Genomic DNA, 20,394 nt, shown 5'->3' on the forward strand with positions numbered 1-20,394 from the left:
ACGTTTCACCTTTCCGTACCTTCGCTCCATGTCTGTCAACCTTACTCAATACCAGAAAATTCAAAAAGAATGTGCTACTGCAAATGCTTTGCTGGTGGCAGTTAGCAAGATCAAACCGGTGTCGGATATTAAAGCTTTGTACGATGCGGGGCAGCGTGATTTTGGAGAAAACTATGTACAGGAACTGGTAGATAAACAGACTCAATTACCGGAAGATATCCGTTGGCATTTTATAGGACACCTGCAATCCAATAAGGTAAAATTCATTGTTCCCTTTGTATACCTCATCCATGGGGTGGACAGCCTCAAACTGCTAAAGGAAATTAGCAAGCAGGGGGTAAAGCTCAACCGGCGGGTGAATTGCCTGCTCCAGGTTCATATCGCACAGGAAGAAACCAAATTCGGACTGGATGAGAAAGAGTTACAGGAACTGGTTGAATCTGTCAGCAACCATCCCGAGGCGTTTGCAGGGGTTCATATTCGTGGCTTGATGGGAATGGCTTCCTTTACTGAAAACGAGGCGCAAATCCGCCAGGAATTCCGGCAATTGACAGGTTGGGCTAATAAATATCTGCCCGCGATCCTTACTGATGACACTACTAAAATATTGAGCTTTGGTATGAGCGGCGACTACACCATCGCGCTGGAAGAAGGCTCCACCCTGGTGCGGATCGGCAGTCTGCTTTTTGGTGCCCGCAACTAAGGATTTTATCCTCCGCGAAAAGGCCGTAAATTCGCCCTTCCAAAGGAATCATTACGTATGAGCGACATTAAGAAAGAAGAAGAGAAAGGCCTCAATTTTATTGAAGAGATCATTGAAGCAGATTTAGCTGCCGGCAAATACAATTCTATCATCACCCGTTTTCCCCCGGAACCCAATGGGTATCTACATATCGGGCATGCTTCCAGCATCTGCCTGAATTTTGGTCTCACTCTGAAGTACCCCGGTTATACCAATCTCCGGTTTGATGATACCAACCCCGTTACCGAAGACACGGAATATGTGGAAAGCATTAAAGAGGATATCAAATGGCTGGGTTTTACCTGGAAAAATGAACTCTATGCTTCTGATTATTTTGATCAGCTCTACGCATTTGCCATAAAACTCATCAACAAGGGATTGGCCTATGTAGATGATTCTACCTCTGAAGCCATCGCTGCCATGAAAGGAACAACCACCCAACCTGGCGTGAATAGTCCTTATCGGGATCGGTCTGTTGAAGAAAACCTGGATTTATTCGCCCGCATGAAAGCAGGTGAATTTCCGGATGGCAGTCGCACGCTGCGGGCAAAAATCGATATGGCACATCCCAACATGATCATGCGCGATCCGGTGCTCTATCGCATTAAACATGCGCATCACCACCGCACAGGTGATGCATGGTGCATATATCCGATGTATGATTTTGCACATGGCCAATCGGATTCCATTGAGGAAGTGACACACTCACTTTGTACCATGGAATTTGTACCACACCGTGAACTGTATGACTGGTGTATTGAAAAACTGGAGATCTATCCTTCCCATCAATATGAATTTGCACGTCGTAACCTGAACTATACGGTTACGAGTAAACGAAAATTGCTGCAACTCGTAAATGAGAAACATGTTACGGGTTGGGATGATCCGCGTATGCCTACTATTTCCGGTTTGCGCAGAAGAGGTTATACCCCTTTCAGCATCCGCGATTTCTGTGATCGCATCGGTATTGCAAAACGGGAGAATATGATCGATGTTTCCCTTCTTGAATTTTGCGTACGGGAAGACCTGAATAAAAGCGCCCTGCGCCGCATGGTAGTTTTTGATCCCCTAAAAGTGATTCTTACCAATTATCCCGAAGGGCAGGAGGAAATGTTGCAAAGTGAAGACAATCCGGAAGCGGAAACTGTTACCCACCGCGATATTCCTTTTTGCAGGGAACTCTACATTGAGCGGGAAGATTTCATGGAGGTTCCACCGAAAAAGTTCTTCCGGCTGGCACCCGGACAAATGGTACGACTTAAAAGCGCCTATATCATCCGTTGCGATGAAGTGGTGAAAGATGAAAATGGAACTATTACCGAACTTCATTGTTCGTATATCCCTGAGAGTAAGAGTGGCTCCGATACTTCCGGTATCAATGTAAAAGGGACCCTGCATTGGGTTAGCGCCAAACACGCAGTATCTGCTGAAGTAAGATTGTATGATCGTCTTTTCAGAGTGGAAGATCCCTCCAGTGAAGAAGGGGATTTCAAATCTTATATCAACCCAGATTCATTACAGGTGATTGATCATGTATATGCAGAGCCTGCTTTGCTCAAATCAAAATTTGACGAGCGTTATCAGTTCCTGCGTAAAGGTTATTTCTGCCTGGATAAAGATACCAGTGAAGAAAAACTCGTGTTCAACCGCACGGTTACATTGAAAGATGCCTGGGCGAAAGAGCAGAAAAAGGGTTAAAATCCTTTTTTAACTTGTGCCTTTTTCTGTTTTGCCTGGAGATTGGCGTAATCAAATACCAGGTGGCAGAAGGCTTTTACACCTACATCGAGTTGACTGTCGTCGATGAAGAAATCCGGTGTGTGATGCCCCGGTGCTTTTGCAGGATCTGTTCCAACCGGCATGCCTCCTAAATTGAAAAACAGGGCAGGGGCTTTTTCTCCAAAAAAGGAGAAATCTTCTGCACCGGTAGTCCAGGATTGTGTTTGCACTTTATCCTTTCCCGCAGCCTTTTGAAGGGAGGGTGCCATCATGGCTGTAAGGCTGGAATCATTATCGGTAACCAGGGTTTTGGTGTCAATATCCACTTCCACAGTGGCACCACTGGCCTCAGCAATCTTTTCCGCCGTTTTTTTGATGCGTTCATGTACATCACGTTGCATTTCGGCATCCAGTGTACGAATGGTGCCTTCCAGTATCGCTTCTTCAGGAATAATATTGCTGCGTACGCCACTATGGAATTTGCCTACGGTAATTACAACGGGGGCTTTGACAATATTTTCCTGGCGACTAACAATTGTCTGCAATCCTGCTATGATTTGAGTTCCCACTACAATTGGATCAATGCTACCCCAGGGAGCAGATCCATGTGCCTGTTTCCCTTTCACTTTGATGGTGAACCAGTCAGAGGATGCCATAAAGGGCCCTGGCTTGTATCTGATACTGCCACTTTCTGTATTGGATGAAATATGCAAACCGAAAATCGCATCTACTTTAGGGTTGTCCATCACACCTTCTTTCACCATCAATGGTGCGCCGCCTTCTTCCTCACCGGGAGGACCTTCTTCTGCAGGCTGAAAGATAAACTTCACGGTTCCCGCAATATCTTTTTTCATGGAAGCCAACACTTCTGCTGTACCCATCAATATGGCAACATGGCTGTCATGCCCACAGGCATGCATAAGCGATACTTCCTGGCCGAGATAATCTGCTTTCTGGGTGGATTTAAAGGGCAGGTCCACTCTTTCTTCCACGGGCAGGGCATCCATATCCGCACGCAGGGCAATCACGGGCCCGGGTTTTCCTCCTTTTAAGAGTCCTACCACGCCGGTTTTGGCCACTTTATCCTGTACTTCAATTCCAAGGGAACGCAGGTGATTCGCGATGTATTCCATGGTTTTGAATTCGCGATTACTCAGTTCGGGATTTTGGTGTATATGCCGCCGCCATTCAATTACTTTAGGAAGCACTTGTTTGGCTTTTGCCTGGATGGTTGCATCCAGATTATTTTGTGCCCCGGCTGTTAGGCAGCAACAGGTAGCTGCAAACAGGAGGGTGAGTAGTCGAACCATGATGTGTAGATTAAGTTGGTCAGTAAGTTAAGAAAAATCGGCTAGCGATGTTCTCCAAATACGCCCCTGAGTTCATCGGCAATTTCTCCCAGCGTACATTTTTGTTCAACTGCTTCAATTACAGCCGGCATCAGGTTTTCACCGGAAGCTGCTTTGTCGTTCAGGTTTTGCAGCACCTGGTCCACCATTGCCGGATTACGGTTATTCTTTAAAGCATTCAGTTTTTCAATCTGTACCTGTCTAATGCTATCATCTATTTTGAAAATAGGAATGGAGGCTTCTGAATTAATCAGGAATTTATTAACACCTACAATAATCTTTTCGCCACTTTCGATCCCTTTCTGGTATTCATACGCGCTGCGGGCGATCTCATCCTGCATGAAACCCTGTTCAATGGCGGATACACTGCCGCCCATGGCATCTATCTTTGCCATTAAGTCCAGCGCTTCCTGCTCCAGCTGGGAAGTGAGCGCTTCTACAAAATAAGAACCTGCCAGGGGATCCACCGAATCTGCCACGCCACTTTCAAAGGCAACGATCTGTTGGGTTCTAAGAGCTATTCGAGCCGCTTCTTCCGTTGGCAGAGAAAGCGCCTCATCATACCCGTTAGTGTGTAAGGATTGTGTACCTCCCAATACAGCCGCAAGGGTTTGAATCGTAACCCGGCTGATATTGTTCTGGGGTTGTTGAGCAGTTAAAGTACTACCACCTGTTTGGGTATGGAAACGCAGCATCATGGCCTTGGGATCTGTAGCTCCCAGTTCCTTCATAATCGTTGCCCACATGCGACGGGCAGCGCGGAATTTGGCCACTTCTTCAAAGAGGTTATTATGCGCATTGAAAAAGAAGGAGAGACGTTTGCCGAATACATTGATGTCAAGTCCGCGCTCCAGTGCTGCTTTCACATAAGCCTTGCCGTTAGACAGCGTAAATGCGATCTCCTGTACGGCTGTTGAACCGGCCTCACGGATATGGTAACCCGAAATTGAAATCGTATTCCATTTGGGTAAGGATCCACTGCACCATTCAAAGATATCGGTGATGATCCGCATGGATGGTTTGGGTGGATAGATATATGTACCACGGGCAGCGTATTCTTTCAGAATATCATTCTGGATGGTACCACTGATTTTGCTGAGATCGGCTCCCTGCTGTTTGGCCAGTGCTACATAAAAGGAGAGTAAAATAAATCCGGTGGCATTGATCGTCATGGAAGTGCTGACAGATTCCAGTGGTATGCCCTGGAAGAGTACCTGCATATCTTCGAGACTGTCAATCGCTACCCCCACTTTTCCCACTTCCCCTTCTGCCATGGCATGATCACTATCGTATCCGATTTGTGTAGGCAGGTCAAACGCAACTGATAATCCGGATACTCCCTGCGATAATAAATAGTGATAGCGTTTGTTGCTTTCTTCGGCAGTAGAGAAGCCGGCATACTGTCGCATGGTCCAGGGCTTTCCCCTGTACATATCGGGTTGCACACCTCTCGTGTAGGGGAATTGTCCCGGTTGCTCGGAACCATCCCATGCAGCCGGTAGATCACCCGGATAATAAACCGGTTTTATTTCTATTCCGCTGTCGGTGGTAATTTTTTTTTCTGACATGGCAATTCATCGTTTTGCAATCAACTCAGTATTTTCTTTGCTTCGTAGCTTAAGGCTTCCTGCACCAGGCTGTGCATGGAGCCCTGGGGCTGGTTCATTACAAATTCAATGATCTTTTTGTTGAATTCCAAACCACTCATGTCATCTGGCAGGATGGCAGCGAGCTGATTAACAATCATGATGTTTTGCTCTTTCAGGTTGCGAACCGCATCCCAGGCAGCAGCACTCACATAGATCTGTTGAGAGAGATTATACTCAAATTCCTGTTTGATGGTTTGGGTAAGCAGTTGTTGCATCCCGCGTTTATCAAAAGCCGGATCATTACTTCTGCTGATGAGGTTGGGCAGTGCAATTCTGTCAGCTAAAATTACCAGTCGCTCATAGGCCGCCAGCTGCATTTGTTTGGAAGCACCAGCCACCTGTTGTTCTTTACTGGTAGCGGCATCCACTTTCTGACTGATATCGGCGATGGCCTTTTTGTCCTTGCGGTAGAAATAAAGATAGAGGCCTACAAAACCAACTAGCGCAATGCCGGCAATGATCCAAACAGTTGTATTATCCATAATAGCTTAACGATTGAGCAGCAAAAGTAAAGGTTTTACCCGTCCGGTGCCACCGGACGGGTGGAGGGAAATCCTTAAATTTGCAGTATGGAAACGACAATAGCAACTACACCGGTTACCATGACAGCAGGGGCTATCAGTGAGATCAAACGTTTAATGGAAGCTCCGGAATTTGACAAAAGCCAGGTTTTACGCGTAGGCGTTAAGGGAGGCGGTTGTTCAGGTATGAGTTATATCCTCGGGTTTGATAAGATAGAGGAAGGGGATGAGCAGTTCACTATCGAAGGTATTCCCTGTACCATGACCAAATCTCATGGGATCTACCTGATGGGCATGGAAATCGACTGGCAGGAAGGGCTCAATAATCGTGGTTTCACTTTTACCAATCCCAATGCCAGCAAGACCTGCGGATGCGGTACTTCCTTCGCTGTTTAATAGGATTGAATCAATCCCGGCGAAAGGAAAAGCCAACTCCAAGGGTATAATAAATGTCCTTGAAATCAATCATTTTACCGCCGCCGCGTAACTGGAAGCCCCCTACATCGATAATAGCACCTGCTTCCACCACCGGTTTTATGAATTGCTGATCGGTATTTTTAATCCATTCAGATTCTACAAATCGTCCACTGTCATTGTATTCATCTACCTGAATGGAGAGTTGGGAATAATTAATTCCCCCTCCGGCATACAACCATAAAGGGAAGGCGATTTTTTTGGTTAGTCCCAGTGTGCCATCAAAATGACTGGTACGCGTTTCTCCAGTCGGACGAACATCATCAAATACACTTCCATCATACACACCCTGGTCATTTACTGTGTAAAAACTATTTCCCTGAAAGAAACTCTCATTTGCACGCACAGTAACATACATTCCAACCTTACGGTTATTAATAGTGCCAAAAGATAAGCCGATTGGCGCCAGGCTATCATATACATAAGCAATAAAGCCACGATTCGGTCTGCCATACCGTATTGCTTTTTTGTTGGCCGTTTTCAGCGCTGCCTCAAGAGCCGGAGTACTACTACATATGGTTTGCACTTTCGTCAGATAAGCAATGGACTGCTTTTGTGCAAATGCTGTTTTTTTATCTTTTTCTTTATCAGCTGCTGCCTGGTAGGTATCACACATGGTTTGACGTGCGGCTGCGGTTTCTGAACCATTTGGATATTGTTTCAGGTATTTACCGAAGTAATACTCCATGTCTTTGAAATTGTTTTCTGTCGCAGCTTTGTTTCCAAAACGGATCAGCGCGCGCATCACAATTTCATCTGCTTCTGCTTTATGATTACGTAAAGTAGTGCCCTTTAAATAGCTTTCAAATGCTTCGAGTGTATTAGTCTTGCGAGTAGTCTGCCAGGCAAGTTCATCCTCTGCCAGTTTTTTTTGCGAACTGGCTTCTGTATCATTCGGCTGGAAACGAAGTGCAGTTGAGAAGTTGCTAATTGCTGTACTGTAATTTCCATTTTTCATATTTTGTTTACCCAATAACAGCGCTTCATTGTAACCATTGAGTTTAGTCATCTCCGGGGTATTGTTAATTCGCTTGTATAAAGCCTGGGCTCCAGGATCATTCGCCAGGGCCGGATCTTTTAATATTTCCAACGCCTGCGGATAGTTTTTTTGTTCAACATATAACTCAACTGCATTTAGTGCAAACTCGGTTTTCATTTTATCGAGTTCCCAAAGCTTTTTCCATTCATCAGCAGCTCGTTTACTGCCCTGTTTTTCCTGTTTTTCGGCAAGTTCTAATACCTGGTTTGCTTCCCGGTACTGGTTAATCTCATTTTTTAATGCTGCTATCAAAGTTTTTAGCTCCGCGTCTGCTAAGGGTTCTGCTTGTGCAAGGTATTCACTGGCCTTATCAGGCTGATTTAATTTCAGGAATGCCATCGCAGTATAATAAAATCCATTTCCTTTTGTAGGATCTGCAATAACCAGGTCAGGAGCAGCTACAACTACTTCATCCCAACGGCCATTTTTAATATGATCTTTTATCTTTCTTTCAATTGTGAAAAAATCATCGGTTTGAGCTATTGCCAGTATGTTGCATACCAACAGAAGTCCGGTTAGAATTGCCTTCATATATTGAGTAATTGAATTAATTAGTGATTTTATTCAGGATCATGTCGTACCTGGTTTTGGATGAGCTTTTACGAAGCGCATCCATATCGGAATCAGATAAACCATTTACCCATGAATGGTAATGGCCTTTATAGTTTACAGATTCTTCTTCGCAGCCATAATAAACACTGTTATTGGCATGCAGGTTATCCATTGACCCTACACAGGTGAGACGATTGTTGGCGATCAGGTTAAATTCTCCCTGGGCATCCCTGCCATAACAGGAACAACCTGCCTTTTCACAAGCTCTTAATAATCGGATTCGTTCATTATTTGCTTTGGCATCATATTCGGATTGTTTTTTTCTGTACACATCCGTTTTATTGTTTACAAGGCTACCAAGCCGCTCCAGTGATGCAATGCGTGCTGTATGTGCATCCTGAAGAATTTTTCGTTTCGTTGTAAATGCATTCCGTAATCCTTTCAATGCCTCTTCCTGTATGGATGACAGGTTTACTGTCAACTCCCAGATCTTGTCTTCAGCTTCCTTAATTTCTTCCAACAGTTGACGGCGATCGGTTGAATATTTTTCATCAGTTGCCTGTATTTCACTTAGCTGCTGACTGATCCGGTTTTCCAGCTCCTTGCTGTCAGTATCCATTGCTGTTTTCTGCTCTGCTGTTAATTTGGTATTTAATTGGAGCTCAGATTTGATAGAAGATAATTTTGTTCTGAGACCATTCAATTCGGAACGTAATCTATTGCTTCGGTCCTTGTGTAATTGATCCAGTTCATTGATGCGACTCCGGTTTGTAGTTATTTTCTCATTGAATTGTTTCTTGTCCTGTTCTACTTTTTTCGCTACTTTTTCTTTTAATTCACTCAGAGCTTTTGCCTCTTCCTGCTGCAACTCACTTAGTTTAACATTGATGATATTAATTCGGTCTTCGGCATAATGTTTCTCAGCCAGCGTTCGTAATATTTCATCCACCCAGGTCAGCGTAATTGATTTTGCTTCCTGAACAACTTTATCCTTGTAATCTTTACTCAGGGCTACAATTTTTGCCCGCATATCATCTGTTTTACCACGCAGCTCATTCATTTGTTTATCAATGTCTGCCCGCTTTCTGGTAAATTCATTTTCCTCCGTCTGGAATTTTTTGATTAATTCCTCCTGGGCTGCGATCAGTCGATCGTATTCCGCCATCTTACTATCAATATGTTCTTTGGTTGCCGGTACGGATACACCATTTACCCTGCGTAAATGCCCCTGATAGGTTTCGGAGCCACCTCTTTCAATTTCTGATTTAGGTCTTTTGCACTGACTGCAATAGAGTCCACTGCGAAGTTCTCTGAGTGCATTTGCTTTCTCCGCAATGAGGTCATTCAGTTTCTTTTTTAGCGCCAGGAGTTTTTGATTTTCTGCATCATACGATTCAAGATGCTGTCGGTTGAGTGCTCCAATTTTTTCATCATTGGCCTGGATGGTAGTAGCCAGGCTTTCTATGGTAGACAAGGTACCTGCGCCAGCCGTTTGGGCAAGCAGTTGCAAAGGGGTGCCCGCCAGTATGGCAGCCACCAGCATACTAATCAGTTTCATCGGCAAAGGGTTGAACTAACTTCAACGGCTAAACGCAGCATTTATTTTAACTTATCATGAACAGGCGGATTAAAATTATATAAATAAAAAAGGCTGTCTCAAATGAGGCAGCCTTTATGAAATAAAAATATAATACTACGCTTTCGCTGCTGATGGAGCTGTTGTTGTAGCAGCGGATTCCATTACCTCGTTGGAATCTCCTCCCAGTGGTTTGCTTTTTCCGAAATCCACCAGGATCGGAGCAGCCACAAAGATGGATGAATACACACCGGTGATCACACCTATCAACATCGCAAAAGCAAATCCTTTGGTTACTTCACCACCTACCAGGAAGAGGATCAGGATGGTCAGGAATACCGTTACAGAAGTCATAATGGTTCTGCTTAAGGTATCGTTGATGGATTTGTTGATGATCTGTGCGCGGGTTGCATTCTTCATGAGGTGACTGTTTTCACGAATCCGGTCAAACACGATCACCGTATCATTGGTAGAGAAACCAATCACTGTCAGAATCGCCGCGATAAAGTGCTGATCAATCTCCAGTGAGAACGGTACAATGTCCTTAAAGAAAGAGAATACAATCAGTGTTACCAGCGCATCGTGAATCAACGCCACAATTGTACCGAAAGAATAACGCCAGTCGCGGAAACGAATCAGGATATACAGGAAGATCGCCAGCAACGACCAGAAAGTGGCCCATTTAGCACCCTGCTTCAGGTCATCCGAAATAGTAGGCACTACCTTCTTGGAACCCTGCTTGTATTTGGTATCAAACTCCTCAGCTGTCGCATTTGCTGGCAGGAAGTTTTTCAATCCTTCAAATAGTTTCGCCTGCACCTGGTCATCCACTTCCGGACCGGATTGTTCAATCAGGTAATCAGTTGTGATATCCAGTTGATTGGGACCACCATAGGTTTTGATAATCGGAGTACTTCCCAGCACTTTCTCCAGGTCATTCGCAACTGCTGCAGTTGAAACAGGCTTGTCAAACTTCACGATGAAGCTACGTCCACCACTGAATTCCACACCCTGGTTAAAACCGTTGATCAAAGCACCAATACCCAATGCCAGAATGATGGCAGATATGATATAAGTTACTTTCCGCACTTTCACGAAATCAAAATTCGCTTTCTTGAAGAGGTTGCGACTGATACCCGTGAAATATTTGAAGTGACGATTTTTATTGGTCCAGAAATCAGTAACCAGGCGGGAAACCAGGATACCGCAGAACAGGCTCAGCAACAAACCGAGGATCTGTGTGGTTGCGAATCCAAGTACCGGACCTAAACCGAAATAAAACAATATAAAGGCGGTTAACAGGGAGGTAAGGTGACCATCCAGTACAGGTGCCAGAGAGCGGCTATAGCCATCATTCACGGCCTGCTGGTAAGATTTACCTCTTGTCAGTTCATCCTTGATACGTTCAAAGATTACCACATTGGTATCCACCGCCATACCGATGGTCAATACCAGACCCGCAATACCTGGAGCTGTCAGTGTTGCATTCAACGAACTCAGCACACCCACGGTGAAGAGCAGGTTCAGGATCAGTGAAATATTGGCAACCCATCCGGCTGTGTTGTAATATACCAGCATCAGGATGAAGATCACTGCAAAAGAAATAAGGAAAGAAAGAGAACCACCGGAGATGGCTTCCTGTCCCAGTGTAGGTCCAACTACCTGCTCCTGTACGATTTTCGCAGGTGCATCCAGTTTACCACTCTTCAGGATATTGGAAAGATCCTGACCTTCCTGAACAGAGAAAGAACCAGATATCTGTGAATTACCTCCAGTGATGGGTTCATTTACATTAGGAGCAGAGTATACGATATCATCCAGAACAATCGCAATAGCGCGACCAACATTATCGCCGGTCATCTTTGCCCAGATTTTTTCACCCTGCTTGCTCATGGTCATGTTTACCGTAACCTGGTTGGTAACCGGGTTGAAATCCTGGAAGGCATCGGTAATATTCTCTCCTTCAAGTTTGGCTTTTTCAGAACCAGGAATCGTTTTGATCGCATAGAGTGCAACAAAATCCTGCACTTTGCCATCTTCGTTTTTCTCTGGCATGCCAAAGAGGAACTTCACATCGCCAGGCATATTATTCTGAACCACGGGGTTCTTCAGATAAGACATGGCCAGTGCTGTATCTTTCGTTGCTACATAACCGAGATTAGGTGCATAGGATACGCGTCCATCCTGACCCTGCTGAGGCGGAATAAACTGGATAGTTGCCAGCAGCGGATTTGCTGCACGGGCCGCTTCCGGTGTCTGTGCTGCTGCAGTCTTGGAAGTGTCTCCACTCTTCAACACATTGGCAAGAGAAGTAGTATCAGTTGCTTTGGCGCTTGTATCAACTGCTGCAGGTTTTGCAACCGTGTCGGTTGCAGAAGTTCCTTTCAGGTAAGCAGCCAGGGCTTTGTCAGAAGCTTCCAGGCTACGGTCCAGTTCACCAATATTATATACTTCAAAGAACTGCAGGTTGGCGGTAGACTGAAGATATTTACGAACCCGCTCAGGATCACTTGCACCAGCCAGTTCCACAGTAATGATACCCTTGGTTTCATCGAGTGAAATATTTGGCTGTGCAACCCCGAACTTGTCGATACGTTTGGTCAACACATCATAAGTCTGCTTCATGGCAGCGGTAGCCTGTTCGCGGATATAACTTACAACAGCTTCATCCGATGCATCCACTTTCAGGCGGTTACGGGTGCTGTTAGCAAACAGGGGCGCCATTCGGATACCCGGATTCACTTCCTTGAAGGATTGTGCAAACAGGGAAATGAAATCCGCATCAGAATTTGCCTTTCTGCGGGTTGCTTCATCAATCGCTTTTTTCAGGTTCGCATCAGCAGGATTGTTGCTCAATCCTTTGATCAGTCCGTCCAGCGCAACATCCATAGTTACGTTGATACCGCCCTGCAAATCCAGTCCCAGCAGCAATTCGTTCTCTTTTGCTTTCTGGTAAGTGTGCCCCCACCAGGTAATTTTTTCATTGCGGGTGCTGTCCTGCAGACGACGAACCGTTGACTTCTTGATCTCATTCAGCGTATCCTGGTACTGGAGTTGGAGTTCCTGGTTACCGGGGTACTTTTGTTCTGGTTTAGGGTAGGTGTTGTTTACGTACCGCAGTGCCTTTTCTTCGATGCCTTTTTCATGCTGATTTACGAACCAGGTAAAAGATAACTGGTACAAAGAAATCAGAATTAAGAAAGCAGTAAAGATGCTCACGAGTATTCTCATCGCAATACTTGTTTCGTTTTTTGTAGTTTTTTAAAGAGTGGCAAATATAGGATTTCGGATGAAATATTGACAGGGTGGGAGTTTATTGCTGCCGGAACCGGAAAAATTCCGGAATTTGTGCCTCCTGGAACTAAAAAGAAACTATGAGTTGGAGGAATACGATCCTGGCGGGATGGATTAGCTGCCTGACACTTGCAGGCTGCCTGAAGCAGGAGGACAAAACCGATGAGGGACCGAAAACCAATATCCTGCTGGTAAATGCTGCCCTGGATGCTGCGGAAGTGAACCTGCTGCTAGATGGAGAACCACTGGCACCGGCTGACCTGGCTTTTGGAGAAGCCGGACAGGTAAATGAAAATGGCTATATAAAAGCCCGGCCCGGAGTTCAAACTATTGGCTGGAAGATTGGCGGAGAGACCCTTACAGATGATAAGTTTTTGATCTGGGACCCGAACAGCTATTATACCGTACTACATTTTGACACAGCGGTAAATGGTTTTGGGCGATGGACCATCATTGAAGATGAGCCAGAATTTTCAGACACCCTGGCAAAAGTGCGTTTCATCAATTGTATAGCCGGAACCGATTCCCTGAATTTGATACTCATCAATAATGAGGATACCCTTCAGGTGGCCAATCGCCGTGCCTTCCTGGAAGCCACCGGAATTACCGGAACCGCCTTTTCTGTAAATGTGTTCCCGGGAACCTGGCGGTATGAACTGACAGACAAGAACAACGTATTATTGGAAACTGCTGATCTTTTATTGACCAGGGGAGAAGTGTATAGCTTTATCGGAATCGGTGAAACTGGTTCAACAGGAGAGAAGCAGCCCCGGATACTGGCCGTTCGGCAAAAGAAATGACTGGAATAAACCGGCCAATTCGTATTTTTACCAATTGTCAAGCAATCATTCTTAATCAAACCAATTTAGCAACACAAAATGTCTTTATCATCCCGGTTGCAGCGCTTTAGCGAACCCGAAACGCTGCGAATGGCCAAAATGGGCCGTGAACTTCGTGCCAAAGGATTTGACGTAATCGATCTGAGTTTGGGTGAACCTGATTTTGATACACCAGAACACATCAAGGAAGCAGCGAAAAAAGCAGTAGATGAAAACTGGAGCCATTATCCTCCGGTTGCAGGTTACCCGGATCTGCGTGAAGCAGTGTGCACCAAACTGAAACGTGATAATAACCTCGATTATAAACCGGAGAATATCCTGGTATCTACAGGTGCTAAGCAAAGTATCGCGAACCTGATCATGGCATTGGTTGATACGGGTGATGAAGTGATCATCCCAACACCTTATTGGGTATCCTATTCTGAAATTGTGAAGATGTCGGAAGGGGTACCTGTGATGATCCGCACTTCTGCAGCATCCGGATACAAAGTAACGGCGGCAGAAGTAGAAGCGGCCATTACACCGAAGACCAAACTATTCATGTTTTCTTCTCCCTGCAATCCTACCGGTGCTGTGTACACAAAGGAAGAGTTGTCTGCCCTGGCAGATGTATTCCGCAAACATCCGCAGGTATATATCATGAGTGATGAGATCTATGAATACATCAATTACGTGGGTAAACATGAGAGCATCGCACAGTTTGAGGATATCAAGGATCGTGTGATTATTATCAACGGGTTAAGCAAGGGTTTTGCAATGACCGGCTATCGTTTGGGTTTTATTGCCGGCGCTCCGGAGATTGTGAAAGCCTGTGAAAAAATACAAGGACAAATCACCAGTGGTGCCAATGCAGTAACACAGCGTGCGGCGATTGTAGCACTCACAACTGACCTGGCTCCCAGCAAGGCAATGGTGAAAGAGTTTGCAGAGCGGAAGAAGGTAATCATGGCGCGACTTGCAGAGATTCCAGGAATCACCTGCAATGAGCCGGATGGTGCATTTTATGTGTTCCCGGATATCAGCTCCTATTTTGGAAAATCCGATGGCACAACTACAGTAAATAATTCGGATGAGCTTTGTTTTTACATACTTGAGAATGCGCATGTAACAACTGTTACAGGTAAAGCATTCGGAGAAGATAAATGCATACGTATCGCGTACACGAACAGTCTGCCTAAGATTGAGGAAGGGATGGCACGAATTAAAGCAGTGCTGGCGAAGTTGAAGTGAGGGTAAGGAGGTGAGACGTCAGACGTTAGACGTGAGAAGAGAAACACCCGACGGGTAACCTGTCGGGTGTTTTTTGTTGTCCATTCAGCTTAATTTGATCGTTCACTCACCGTTCCGGCACCGTTGTTTGACCGTTCTGGCATCGTTCTATCACCGTTCATGAACCGTCAGTGAACCGTTCTGGAATCGTTCCTGACCATTCAGGAATGATAAACTTTACTTATCAGAAGGAGGAAAACTCGCTTATATGATATTACGAAAATTCGATCTCAGCGCCAAAAAATTATTTCAAGCGTTCATGTAGTTTCAGCACTTGTGGCAACACTAATTGCTGATCGTCATTTACTACAACAAAATCACAGAGTCTCATTTTTACAGATTCATCAATCTGGTTGGCCATGCGCTGCAGAACCTGCTCACGGGTTAGGTTATCACGTTGCATCACACGATGGATGCGCAGTGCCTGGGGAGCATATACTCCAATGACATAATCCAGTTCATCCTGTGTGCCGGATTCAAATATCAGGGCTGCTTCTTTAATAGCGTAAGGGGTAGTTTGCCTGCTCATCCATTCTTTCCCAAAGCGGATGGTTGCAGGATGTACCAGGGCGTTGAGTGCCTCCAGTTTGCTTCTATCTTTAAAGACAAGAGAGGAAATATAGGAACGGTTCAGGGTACCGTTGAGGTAGGCATCAGGACCGAATAAAGCGGTTATGGATGCCCGTAAGGCAGGGTCATTTTCCATCAGGCTTTTTGCGGCGGTATCTGCATTGTAAACCGGAATGCCCAGGTGTTCAAACACCTTTGCTACGATCGATTTACCACTGCCGATACCGCCGGTTATGCCTATTTTCAACATTATGCTTTCTCAGCAGCTGCTGTTTTGTTGATATTCTTGGTCCACTCCAGGGAAATAGCAGATTTTTCAATCTTCATGTAGCTGCCAGGAGAGGTTTCCAGCATCAGGGTGCCATCTTCGTTTACTTTATTAACGGTGCCATGAATACCTGCGATGGTAACGATTTTGTCTCCTTTCTGCATATTGTCCTGGAACTGCTTGGCTTCCTTTGCTTTTTTGGCCTGGGGGCGAATCATGAACAGCCAGAAAACGAGAATCATACCTCCCAGTAAAATCAATTGGAAAGTACCACCACCGGCACCGCCGGCCTGAAGAAAAATTAAGTTGGACATTTTGAATTATGAATTATGAATTGTGAATTGTGAATTATTTTGTTCCGGCTGCTGCTGCCGCTACTTCTACTTTAAATTGCAGGTGATGATCCATGCTGCCGTTTGTATTAGCCCGAACATGAATGGATTTGTTATTGGTACCTACACGTCCCTTGCTATCAAATGAACCTTTGATCACACCTTCTGCTCCTGGCAGGATAGGCTCTTTGGGAGGTTCTGCAGCCGTACAACCGCAGGCAGGAGATACCGAATAAATAACCAGGGGCTTGCTGCCACTGTTCTTAAAACGAAAAGCAACTTCTACCTGCTGACCTTCGGTCACTTTGCCATAATCCTTGTCCTGGTCCAGCCATTCAATACTGGTAAACTGGGAACTATCAGGCAGATTGGTGGCTTCTGCAGGTGCAGTAACCGGTGCATCCGTAGAAGTTGCTTCAGAAGCCGGGCTGTTTTGGCAGGCCACTGCTGCCAATGTGAACATGGATAAAAGGAGAAAACGCATAGTCTGTTATTTTTTGAAGCTTACTTTATGCAATTTATTATCTCTGACCAGATCTTTATGAATATTATCAAGTATTCCATTGACAAACTGTCCGCTTTGCGGGGTACTGTATTCTTTAGCCAGGTCAATATATTCGTTAATGGTCACTTTTGGCGGGATGGTTTCAAAATAGAGTAACTCACATACCCCCATTTGCATTAGGATCATATCGAGGGTGGCAATCCGCTCGGGGTCCCAGTTTTTTAGTTTGGGTTTGATCATTTCCAGGGTGATATCCCCCTTATCAAGCACCGCATTCAACAGGCTTTTAGCGAAATCCATTTTTTCGGGACTCACCATCTGCTGGAAATTGAAGCTTCCCGGTTTGGCCAGGTATTGTTGCACGAGTTGGTGAACCATCTCGCAGTCATCGTCCCAATTATTGAAGATTTCCTCCAGGTGAGAAGTAAATTCTTCCCTCCCGATCAGCAGGTTTGTATAAATAAATTCAAGAATTGCTTTTTCCTGCTTGTATTCCCGGCTTTCAGCATGGATATAGAGCTCGTATTCGGGGGTAGTAACCAATTCAAGATAGGTTTTACGTACCAGTTCCTTATCGAGGAAACGCTCCACTTTATCATCTTCGAGTGCTGCTTTCAGGGAAGTATCTTCCAGGATTTTCCAGAGCAACTGGTTGCCGGCGATCCTGGTATTCACTTCCAGGTCAGCTGCGCTGGGCAAATGTTTACTGGCACGATTCCGGGCATCGGTTTCGGCATAACGGGCCACTTCCGTAATAAAATGAAGGATATAGGTAAGTAACTGCCTGGTCTGATCGAATTGCTTTTGTAATAATCGAACGGGTTCACCGGGCTTAGAGGGCTGGGTAAAGGAATCCAACGCGTACAGGGTCTGCATCACTTTTACCCGAATAATTCTTCTGCTGATCATACCTCCAAGAGCTTTGTTAAGGCCGCAAATCTAGGGCATTTCAGGACGCTTACCAAAAGGGGGATGCTCAATTAACGAGGTCTTATCGCAACAATGGAAATGATCTCCAGTCCGGTTCCCGGATTGAACGTGCTTTTTTTACCAGTTCGGCGGTATTGAACTGAAACAGGCTGGTCATCAATTTGAAAATCAGTTGGGAGATTAGGAGCTTCATACGCGATACCATTCTGCATTACCAGCACCCAGGCACTGGCGTCACAGGCAGGTCCGCAGGGGTAGCGCCAGGTTTGTACCAGGGCCGGATCAGCTGTCAGGACCGGTGCGTCTGTTTCCGACTTCTGACAGGATAACAGCGTAAGGCTGCTCAGCAGCAGCAGAATATAGGAAGCTATTATGTTACGAGGCAGTGACATAACCTGAAAAATTGGCACGGATTGCAGTGCTGTCAGTTCAATGAACGGCAAACCGGTCAAAAAATTGCGCCCCGGCTGCAAAAATGGCTTTATTTGAGCCGGTTGGGCAAGTTGGCATGTAATTCGTTCCACATTGCCTGCCTATGGGGCGATTGCTCCAAAATCAATAACTCACTTAATAAAAACCAAGTAATATGGCTAAGAAGTTGAACATTACTCCTTTGCACGACCGGGTGGTAGTTAAACCCGCCCCTGCTGAAGAGAAGACTGCAGGCGGTATCATTATTCCTGATACGGCAAAAGAAAAGCCCCAGCGTGGCACCATCGTGGCAGCCGGAACCGGTAAAAAAGATGAGCCGATGACCGTTAAAGTGGGCGATACAGTATTGTACGGAAAATATGCCGGTACCGAATTGCAACTCGACGGCGGCGATTTCCTGATCATGCGGGAAAGTGATATTCTGGCAATTATCTAATTCAATCAATCAACAACTTATTTAAGTCAACTACTATGGCAAAGCAAATATTCTTCGACCTCGACGCGAGAAACAAAATGAAGAAAGGGGTGGATACCCTCGCTAATGCGGTGAAAGTAACCCTTGGACCTAAAGGTCGTAACGTAGTAATCGAAAAGAAATTCGGTGCTCCTGCTGTTACCAAAGATGGTGTTACTGTAGCAAAAGAAATTGAACTGGAAGATCCCATCGAGAACATGGGTGCCCAGATGGTGAAAGAAGTTGCCAGCAAAACTGCTGATGTAGCAGGTGATGGTACCACTACTGCAACTGTACTGGCTCAGGCAATCATCACAGAAGGTCTGAAAAACGTAGCAGCAGGTGCCAATCCAATGGACCTGAAGCGCGGTATCGACAAAGCAGTTGAAAAAGTAATTGTGGCCCTGAAAGAGCAGAGCCAGACTGTTGGAAACGATTCCAAGAAAATCGAAGCGGTTGCTACTATCTCTGCTAACAACGATGCTGAAATCGGTAAGCTGATTGCTGAAGCGATGGCAAAAGTTGGTAAAGATGGTGTGATCACTGTTGAAGAAGCAAAAGGTACTGACACTACTGTAGAAGTAGTAGAAGGTATGCAGTTCGATCGCGGTTATATCTCTCCTTATTTCGTTACTAACAGCGAAAAAATGGAAGCTGAACTGCAGAACCCATATATCCTGATCTACGACAAGAAGATCAGCGCAATGAAAGACATCCTGCACATCCTGGAGAAAGTAGCACAGGGTGGTCGTCCGCTGGTAATCATCGCGGAAGATCTGGAAGGTGAAGCACTGGCAACCCTCGTAGTAAACAAACTGCGTGGTACCCTGAAAGTGGCTGCTGTAAAAGCTCCTGGCTTTGGCGACCGTCGTAAGGAAATGCTGCAGGACATCGCGATCCTGACAAAAGGTATCGTGATCTCTGAAGAGCAGGGATTCAAACTGGAGAATGCTGACCTCAGCTACCTGGGACAGGCATCTTCAATCACCATAGACAAAGACAATACCGTTGTTGTTGGTGGTAAGGGTAAAAAAGAAGATATCAACGCACGTATCAACCAGATCAAGGCGCAGATTGAAACAACGACTTCTGACTACGACCGTGAGAAGTTGCAGGAGCGCCTGGCTAAGTTGAGCGGTGGTGTAGCTGTACTGAATGTAGGCGCTGCTACTGAAGTTGAAATGAAAGAGAAGAAAGACCGTGTGGATGATGCGTTGCATGCAACTCGTGCTGCAGTTGAAGAAGGAATCGTACCTGGTGGTGGAACTGCCTTCATCCGTGCAATCAGTGCGCTGGATGGTTTCCGCAGCAGCAATGAAGATGAGAAACTGGGTGCACAGATTGTTCGTCGCGCGCTGGAAGCTCCAATCCGTACCATCGTTGAGAATGCCGGACTGGAAGGAAGTGTGATTGTGAACAAGATCCGCGAAGGAAAAGGTGATTTCGGATTCAATGCTCGTACTGAGAATTTCGAGAACCTGTTCAAAGCGGGAGTAATCGATCCAACTAAAGTAGGTCGTGTTGCCCTGGAGCATGCAGCATCCATTGCTGGTATGTTGTTGACCACTGAGTGTGTGATTGCAGACAAGCCTGCTAAAGAAGCAGCGCCTGCTCCACATGGCCATGGTGGTGGCATGGGTGATATGGGATATTAATATCCACCCGATATATAGAACTAAAAACTGCCTCCATCTGGGGGCAGTTTTTGTTTTATCAACAGGCTTGTGGAAAAGTTTTTACTCGTATAAATACGATCGTAAAATTACTAATATGATTAATCTTTATCTGTTTTTGGTGTAAATAAGTAAAGGATGACGGTAAATATTGCAGAATTCTGAAATGCCTATGTAGATTGATGTTGTATCAATTAAATGTTGAAA

18 protein-coding genes are annotated in these 20,394 nt (G+C 45.4%); 7 read left to right on the forward strand and 11 right to left on the reverse strand.

The features are described from left to right. Positions 1-28: 28 nt before the first annotated feature. Together MD536_RS01700 and MD536_RS01705 are read left to right on the forward strand one after the other, a co-directional pair. Positions 29-703, forward strand: a complete 675-nt coding sequence (locus MD536_RS01700; RefSeq protein ID WP_239595085.1) for a YggS family pyridoxal phosphate-dependent enzyme — start codon at positions 29-31, stop codon at positions 701-703. Positions 704-760: 57 nt separating this feature from the next. After that, positions 761-2,440, forward strand: coding sequence for a glutamine--tRNA ligase/YqeY domain fusion protein (locus tag MD536_RS01705; protein ID WP_239595088.1), 1,680 nt, complete (start codon positions 761-763; stop codon positions 2,438-2,440). Here MD536_RS01705 and MD536_RS01710 read toward each other — a convergent pair. From MD536_RS01710 to MD536_RS01720, 3 genes are read right to left on the reverse strand one after another with little or no spacing between them, the layout of a single operon-like run. Continuing rightward, a complete protein-coding gene (locus tag MD536_RS01710) occupies positions 2,437-3,771 on the reverse strand; it encodes an amidohydrolase (RefSeq protein ID WP_239595089.1) in 1,335 nt (444 codons plus the stop codon). The genes MD536_RS01705 and MD536_RS01710 overlap by 4 nt on opposite strands. 41 nt (positions 3,772-3,812) lie before the next feature. After that, positions 3,813-5,378, reverse strand: coding sequence for an acyl-CoA mutase large subunit family protein (locus tag MD536_RS01715; protein ID WP_239595091.1), 1,566 nt, complete (start codon positions 5,376-5,378; stop codon positions 3,813-3,815). Positions 5,379-5,398: 20 nt separating this feature from the next. Then, positions 5,399-5,941, reverse strand: a complete 543-nt coding sequence (locus MD536_RS01720; RefSeq protein WP_239595093.1) for a DUF7935 family protein — start codon at positions 5,939-5,941, stop codon at positions 5,399-5,401. 87 nt (positions 5,942-6,028) lie between these two features. Between MD536_RS01720 and MD536_RS01725 the strand changes: the two genes are divergently transcribed. Beyond that, positions 6,029-6,376 (forward strand): HesB/IscA family protein, encoded by a 348-nt coding sequence (locus MD536_RS01725; RefSeq protein ID WP_239595096.1) that lies wholly within the window; start codon positions 6,029-6,031, stop codon positions 6,374-6,376. 10 nt (positions 6,377-6,386) lie between these two features. Here MD536_RS01725 and MD536_RS01730 read toward each other — a convergent pair whose 3' ends face one another. The 3 genes from MD536_RS01730 to secDF form a co-directional block, all read right to left on the reverse strand. Then, a complete protein-coding gene (locus MD536_RS01730) occupies positions 6,387-8,024 on the reverse strand; it encodes a tetratricopeptide repeat protein (protein WP_239595098.1) in 1,638 nt (545 codons plus the stop codon). Positions 8,025-8,040: 16 nt separating this feature from the next. Further along, a complete protein-coding gene (locus tag MD536_RS01735) occupies positions 8,041-9,603 on the reverse strand; it encodes a hypothetical protein (RefSeq protein ID WP_239595100.1) in 1,563 nt (520 codons plus the stop codon). 135 nt (positions 9,604-9,738) lie between these two features. After that, complete coding sequence (secDF, locus tag MD536_RS01740) at positions 9,739-12,852, reverse strand: protein translocase subunit SecDF (protein ID WP_239595102.1); 3,114 nt, start codon at positions 12,850-12,852, stop codon at positions 9,739-9,741. Between the two features lie 143 nt (positions 12,853-12,995). On the opposite strand from secDF, the gene MD536_RS01745 reads away from it, so the two are divergent. Together MD536_RS01745 and MD536_RS01750 are read left to right on the forward strand one after the other, a co-directional pair. Beyond that, positions 12,996-13,715 (forward strand): DUF4397 domain-containing protein, encoded by a 720-nt coding sequence (locus tag MD536_RS01745; RefSeq protein WP_239595104.1) that lies wholly within the window; start codon positions 12,996-12,998, stop codon positions 13,713-13,715. 78 nt (positions 13,716-13,793) lie between these two features. Next, entirely contained in the window at positions 13,794-14,984 is a 1,191-nt protein-coding gene (locus MD536_RS01750) for a pyridoxal phosphate-dependent aminotransferase (RefSeq protein WP_239595105.1), read from the forward strand. Between the two features lie 283 nt (positions 14,985-15,267). Here the strand turns inward: MD536_RS01750 and coaE are convergent, their stop codons facing one another. The 5 genes from coaE to MD536_RS01775 all read right to left on the reverse strand — a co-directional run bounded on the left by coaE (position 15,268) and on the right by MD536_RS01775 (position 18,020). After that, positions 15,268-15,843 carry a dephospho-CoA kinase gene (gene coaE / locus MD536_RS01755; RefSeq protein WP_239595107.1) on the reverse strand — a complete coding sequence of 192 codons (576 nt, stop codon included), beginning with the start codon at positions 15,841-15,843 and terminating at the stop codon, positions 15,268-15,270. Next, a complete protein-coding gene (gene yajC, locus MD536_RS01760; protein WP_239595109.1) occupies positions 15,843-16,175 on the reverse strand; it encodes a preprotein translocase subunit YajC in 333 nt (110 codons plus the stop codon). Before yajC ends, coaE begins: the two co-directional genes overlap by 1 nt. Before the next feature lie 34 nt (positions 16,176-16,209). After that, positions 16,210-16,677, reverse strand: a complete 468-nt coding sequence (locus MD536_RS01765) for a DUF1573 domain-containing protein (protein ID WP_239595111.1) — start codon at positions 16,675-16,677, stop codon at positions 16,210-16,212. Between the two features lie 6 nt (positions 16,678-16,683). After that, a complete protein-coding gene (gene nusB / locus MD536_RS01770) occupies positions 16,684-17,607 on the reverse strand; it encodes a transcription antitermination factor NusB (RefSeq protein WP_239595113.1) in 924 nt (307 codons plus the stop codon). A 71-nt stretch (positions 17,608-17,678) separates the two neighbouring features. Beyond that, complete coding sequence (locus tag MD536_RS01775) at positions 17,679-18,020, reverse strand: hypothetical protein (protein ID WP_239595115.1); 342 nt, start codon at positions 18,018-18,020, stop codon at positions 17,679-17,681. A 194-nt stretch (positions 18,021-18,214) separates the two neighbouring features. On the opposite strand from MD536_RS01775, the gene MD536_RS01780 reads away from it, so the two are divergent. Then, on the forward strand, positions 18,215-18,496 hold the full coding sequence (locus tag MD536_RS01780; protein ID WP_239595116.1) for a co-chaperone GroES: 282 nt from the start codon (positions 18,215-18,217) through the stop codon (positions 18,494-18,496). 35 nt (positions 18,497-18,531) lie between these two features. Next, positions 18,532-20,169 carry a chaperonin GroEL gene (groL, locus tag MD536_RS01785; protein WP_234865733.1) on the forward strand — a complete coding sequence of 546 codons (1,638 nt, stop codon included), beginning with the start codon at positions 18,532-18,534 and terminating at the stop codon, positions 20,167-20,169. Positions 20,170-20,394 lie beyond the last annotated feature (225 nt).

It is taken from the genome of Flavihumibacter cheonanensis (assembly GCF_022352215.1).
GTDB lineage: Bacteria > Bacteroidota > Bacteroidia > Chitinophagales > Chitinophagaceae > Flavihumibacter > Flavihumibacter cheonanensis.